This window comes from Paraburkholderia podalyriae (genome assembly GCF_014397785.1).
Lineage (GTDB): Bacteria > Pseudomonadota > Gammaproteobacteria > Burkholderiales > Burkholderiaceae > Paraburkholderia > Paraburkholderia podalyriae.
Genome location: NZ_VZQQ01000154.1, coordinates 1 through 4,171 on the forward strand (window position 1 = coordinate 1; position 4,171 = coordinate 4,171).

Genomic DNA, 4,171 nt, shown 5'->3' on the forward strand with positions numbered 1-4,171 from the left:
CACAATGATACCTCACCGCTACTGCTGTCCGATGCCCCAAGCCGGGCGGGGCTGTGTTCGCTATAGCTCAAGTCGGTGACTGCCGCTCTGCCCGAGCAAGGTTCTCATTGATTTTTCCGTCGCGGCTTTGCTTGCGTCCACTATGCTGAGGCGCCTGGCGAAGTCAATCGTGCTGCGATTGCATCGGCGGAGGTTTGTGCATTGACATCAGGGCGTTACGCTAGATGCCAGCGCGTTGTCCACAGCCTTGCCAACAAAATGTGGGGATAAGTGGACCTGTCGCTGGACGCTGTTTGCGGCGGCTATGAGATGCGGCCGACCGCGGTTTTTTGCTATTGCGCGTGCGCTGTCTGCCGCTGGGCAGACTGCTGTTCGGCGTGTTTCTTCGCCAGGTGGTGCCCCACCACGCAGCCGCCAACGGCGCCTACGACCGCATGGTGACCGGCATAGTGGCCTGCAACACCGCCTACCACCGCGCCCTTAAGGCAGCCAGCGGCATTCGCCGTTCCTATTGTCGCCAGCGCCAGAGTAGCGCTGGCCAAGGCAATCTTCATGAGGCTAGTTGTCATTCGGAAATACTCGAAGGTTGTAGTTATTTTGGGACGACGATGCTTCCCGGCGCTGTTTCAATACCCGCCCCAGCGACCACGGTCGTCCCGCTCGTGCTCACGCCGTTCGTGGCGACGCGATTCACGTTCCCGCCATTCGCGACGCTCGCGCCATTCCCGCGCGCGCCAGTCGTCATAGTCGCCGTATGCGACGGCGACAGGTGCGGCAGCATACACGACGGGAGGTGGGGGTGCGTACACTGGCTCAGCCGGCGCATAGACTCCGACCGGGATACCGATACCGATACAAATGCCCACGTCGACGTGTGCCGACGCGGCAGTTGACGCTGCCAATGCAGCAAGACCGAGTGCTACGCCAAGAATCTTGTTATTCATTTTCGCTACTCCCCGCACGCGTTGCGTGCCGTGTCAGCAAACATGGCTCGAAGTGTAGGAGACCAGGCCCGACACAAGCGAAACGGCTGTGCGAGATTGGTAACACGGGATTACCGGTGGCATCAGGGTTACCGGCCCACGGCGCTCAGGCTGGCAAGGCATCCCCTGCAACCGCAGAGACCAAAACTGTTCGCACGCTGGTCGGTAGGGCTGCAACGTTGCAGCCGACACGCGCTTCCTGCGATGTAATCTCAGGTGCAACAAACTTTCGGGCGCCGATGTGCCATGATGGCAGCAACAAAGAAGGCGCAAGACGGTCACATGGCCAATCGGGCAAGGGAGGCAAAAGTGACGGATGACGATAACCTGGCGGGCGACCGGCCAGAGCAGGTACCGGAATCGCTGCAGACACTCGCCGGATACCTGGAACGGTCACTTGACGGAGCTTCAAGCGTCGTGATGATGCGACACACGACCGACGTCTGCACCGTTTATTTGGGTGACCCCGACGGCCCACGCGAAGACCTGAAGCAGATTGGCGCAATTTCGACAGCGCTCGCGAATCGGATGCTCGAATCAACGTCTTCGGGCGTAAATGCGATGCAAATCGGCGGTCAAGCCTATCGCTTCGCACGAAGCTTCACGGAGGTCGCCGGCATGGCGGCTGTTGTCTTTTCAACCGAATAGACCATGGCTCGTTGCTGGCGAGCTGGAACACTTCGTTGATGCTGCCTAGGGAATTCGGCGTTCAGCGCGTACGCACGCGCGAGTTACGGGAATTCGGACGTGGAGATACTGTCCACGGCATTCCGGCTCAAAGGGGGTTTGGATAACTACGCGGTGCCCGCCGCAATACGCCGAATCGTGAAGGGGGAACCGGTGCATCTGAGACGACATTTGGCATTGCTGCTGTATATCGCAGCCCTTGGTTCAACCGAAGCATGGGCGAGCGATATCCAATGTGCAACCACGCGGCAAACGGCTGAGCGCGTCATATGCGACCACGCCATCCTGAACAATGAATACGACGATATCGTCGCGCAGCAGCAGGCTCTGCTGAGTGCTGGGAAACTTTCTGCCAAACAGCTCGCCCATTGGAGGCAATCGCGGAATGCATGCACCGACGTCCACTGTATCGACGGCGTATTTGCCCAGTGGAAGGTGATGGCCAAGACCGCCGATGCCAACTCTCGCGCTGCACTAGCTCCCGCTATGGCCTCGTCTACCGCTATGGCTCCCGTCGGCCCTGCCCCGGACGTAGCTCCTTCCGTAGCATCTCAGGCATCGCCGACCTCGGAAGCCTCCCTGGTTCGCCAAGGAAGTGCAACTGGTGTGGCACTCCCGCAGCCGGTCGCAACGCAAGCCTCTTCGCCTGCTGTCGTTTCTGGTGCTTCCAGTCCGAGTGACTCTCGCGGCACGACCGGCATGAGTGGTGGCCTGATGTTGGCGTTGCTTGTCGCGGTTGGCTTCGGCGTGGTTTTCAGACGTAGGAAGAAGGGCGGCGGCGCGCCGAGGAATCACTAAAAACGTTCGGTTATCTATTCGGCCACCCAGCTAGAAGTAGCGCACTGCGTCTTGCGCGTGGCATAGTGCGGCATCTCAACTACGGAGGCGGGAATGCCCACCCTGGAATCCTTGCAAGCAAAAATCCAGAAACTTCAGAAGCAAGCAGACGCGCTCGTCGCGAAGCAGTCGTCGGGTGTTATCGAAAAGATTCGCGACTTGATGGCAGAACACGGACTGACTACTGCTGACATTGACGCGCACGCTGGTGGCAAGAAACGCGGACCGAAGCCCGGGACAAAGGCTGCGGTCGTCACGAAGGCTTCTTCTGCGGCGAAGTATCAGGACCCGAAAACCGGTGCGACTTGGTCCGGGCACGGTAGGGCTCCGGGCTGGATTGCGAACGCGAAGGACCGCAGCAAATTCCTGGTTCAGGATGGCGCTGATGCAGTCGTCGCTGCAGGCGCGGCAAAGGTGAGCAAGGCAAAGACTGCGGTCAAGAAGGCGGCATCGAAGTCGGTTGGTACGACTGTGGGCAAGGGGCAGCGGAAAGGTCCGCAGCCGGCGCTTTACCGTGACCCCAAGTCGGGCGCAATGTGGAGCGGGCGCGGTCCGGCGCCGGCCTGGTTGGCTGGTGCCAAAGACCGGTCGAAGTTCTTGATTGGCGGCGCTGCGGCGGTGGGCGATGCGAAACCGGCGGTCACGAAAGCTGTTGCGAAGAAAGCCCCGACGGCGAAGAAAGTGGCTGCCAAGAAGGTCGTGAGCGCGAAGGTGCCGGCTAAGAAGGTGCCGGCCAAGAAAGCGCCGCGCAAGGGCGTGGCCGTGCCCGCTCCGGTGGCCACAGTCGAGCCTAGCGCCGAGTTGACGACTTAAATGTAGTTGTCAGGTGCCCGGTGGAACAGCGACTTTTGGGTTCCACCGGGCACACCACGCCGACGACGTTTTATTGCGCCTGTACTGCTTGATGTTGGGCAGCTTGATGTTGGGCAGCTTGCTGTTGAGCCTGCTCTTGAGCGTGCTGCTTCGCAAGGTGCTTGCCGACCATGCAGCCACCGACTGCACCAACGACAGCGTGGTGCCCGGCGTAATGCCCGGCGACTCCGCCTACCACCGCGCCCTTGAGGCAGCCTGCGGCGTTTGCCGTGCCTGCCGTTGCGAAGCACAGCATCGCTGCAATCAAGGCGATTCGTATCGGGCTAGTTTTTATTCAAAAGTACTCTGAGGTCGGATTTTCCGGATGTGGCGCCTTCAGGCGTCGTTTCAATACCCGCGCCAATCGCGATGCTCGCGCCACTCGTGCTCACGCCATTCCTGGCGGCGCCATTCACGTTCACGCCACTCGCGACGTTCGCGCCATTCACGGGCCCGCCAGTCGTCGTCACCACCGTACGCGACGGCGACAGGTGCGGGAGCATACACGACGGCAGGTGGCGGTGCGTACGCTGGCTCTGCCGGCGCATACACGGCTCCGGGGATGCCCAATCCGATGGCGACGTCGACGTGTGCCGATGCTGCTGTTGATGCTGCCAGTACTGCCAGACCGAGCGCTGCGCCGAGAATTTTCTTGTTCATCTTCGCTACTCCTCGCACATTGAGTGTAAGCGGCTCGCGATGGCCGTTGTAGACGGGCGCAAGAATCGGCATCAAAGTGATGTCCATCATTTTCGAAGTGGTGGACACCATTTTGTCAGAGCCAACTCAGAGGCCTGGCAGCCGTAAAGGCC

7 protein-coding genes are annotated in these 4,171 nt (G+C 60.5%); 3 read left to right on the plus strand and 4 right to left on the minus strand.

Annotation, left to right across the window (positions count from 1 at the left end; all coding sequences use genetic code 11):
- Positions 1–332 precede the first annotated feature (332 nt).
- A complete protein-coding gene (locus F6X42_RS45050) occupies positions 333–569 on the minus strand; it encodes a hypothetical protein (protein WP_246530544.1) in 237 nt (78 codons plus the stop codon).
- A gap of 57 nt (positions 570–626) precedes the next feature.
- Complete coding sequence (locus F6X42_RS41800; protein ID WP_187639609.1) at positions 627–944, minus strand: hypothetical protein; 318 nt, start codon at positions 942–944, stop codon at positions 627–629.
- 348 nt (positions 945–1,292) lie between these two features.
- Here F6X42_RS41800 and F6X42_RS41805 point away from each other — a divergent pair, with 348 nt between their 5' ends.
- The 3 genes from F6X42_RS41805 to F6X42_RS41815 all read left to right on the plus strand — a co-directional run bounded on the left by F6X42_RS41805 (position 1,293) and on the right by F6X42_RS41815 (position 3,320).
- Entirely contained in the window at positions 1,293–1,631 is a 339-nt protein-coding gene (locus F6X42_RS41805; protein WP_187639613.1) for a hypothetical protein, read from the plus strand.
- A gap of 99 nt (positions 1,632–1,730) precedes the next feature.
- Positions 1,731–2,468, plus strand: a complete 738-nt coding sequence (locus F6X42_RS41810; RefSeq protein ID WP_312893026.1) for an MYXO-CTERM sorting domain-containing protein — start codon at positions 1,731–1,733, stop codon at positions 2,466–2,468.
- A 93-nt stretch (positions 2,469–2,561) separates the two neighbouring features.
- Positions 2,562–3,320 carry an H-NS histone family protein gene (locus tag F6X42_RS41815; protein ID WP_187639610.1) on the plus strand — a complete coding sequence of 253 codons (759 nt, stop codon included), beginning with the start codon at positions 2,562–2,564 and terminating at the stop codon, positions 3,318–3,320.
- Between the two features lie 70 nt (positions 3,321–3,390).
- On the opposite strand, the gene F6X42_RS45055 is transcribed toward F6X42_RS41815, so the two are convergent.
- Positions 3,391–3,654 carry a hypothetical protein gene (locus F6X42_RS45055; protein ID WP_376776530.1) on the minus strand — a complete coding sequence of 88 codons (264 nt, stop codon included), beginning with the start codon at positions 3,652–3,654 and terminating at the stop codon, positions 3,391–3,393.
- A 53-nt stretch (positions 3,655–3,707) separates the two neighbouring features.
- On the minus strand, positions 3,708–4,019 hold the full coding sequence (locus F6X42_RS41825; protein ID WP_187639612.1) for a hypothetical protein: 312 nt from the start codon (positions 4,017–4,019) through the stop codon (positions 3,708–3,710).
- Between the last annotated feature and the right edge of the window lie 152 nt (positions 4,020–4,171).

Excerpts from the sequence above, each read along its gene's own strand:
- F6X42_RS45050 (WP_246530544.1), bottom strand. The coding sequence starts at position 569 with ATGACAACTAGCCTCATGAAGATTGCCTTGGCCAGCGCTACTCTGGCG.
- F6X42_RS41800 (WP_187639609.1), bottom strand. The coding sequence starts at position 944 with ATGAATAACAAGATTCTTGGCGTAGCACTCGGTCTTGCTGCATTGGCA.
- F6X42_RS41815 (WP_187639610.1), top strand. The coding sequence starts at position 2,562 with ATGCCCACCCTGGAATCCTTGCAAGCAAAAATCCAGAAACTTCAGAAG.
- F6X42_RS41825 (WP_187639612.1), bottom strand. The coding sequence starts at position 4,019 with ATGAACAAGAAAATTCTCGGCGCAGCGCTCGGTCTGGCAGTACTGGCA.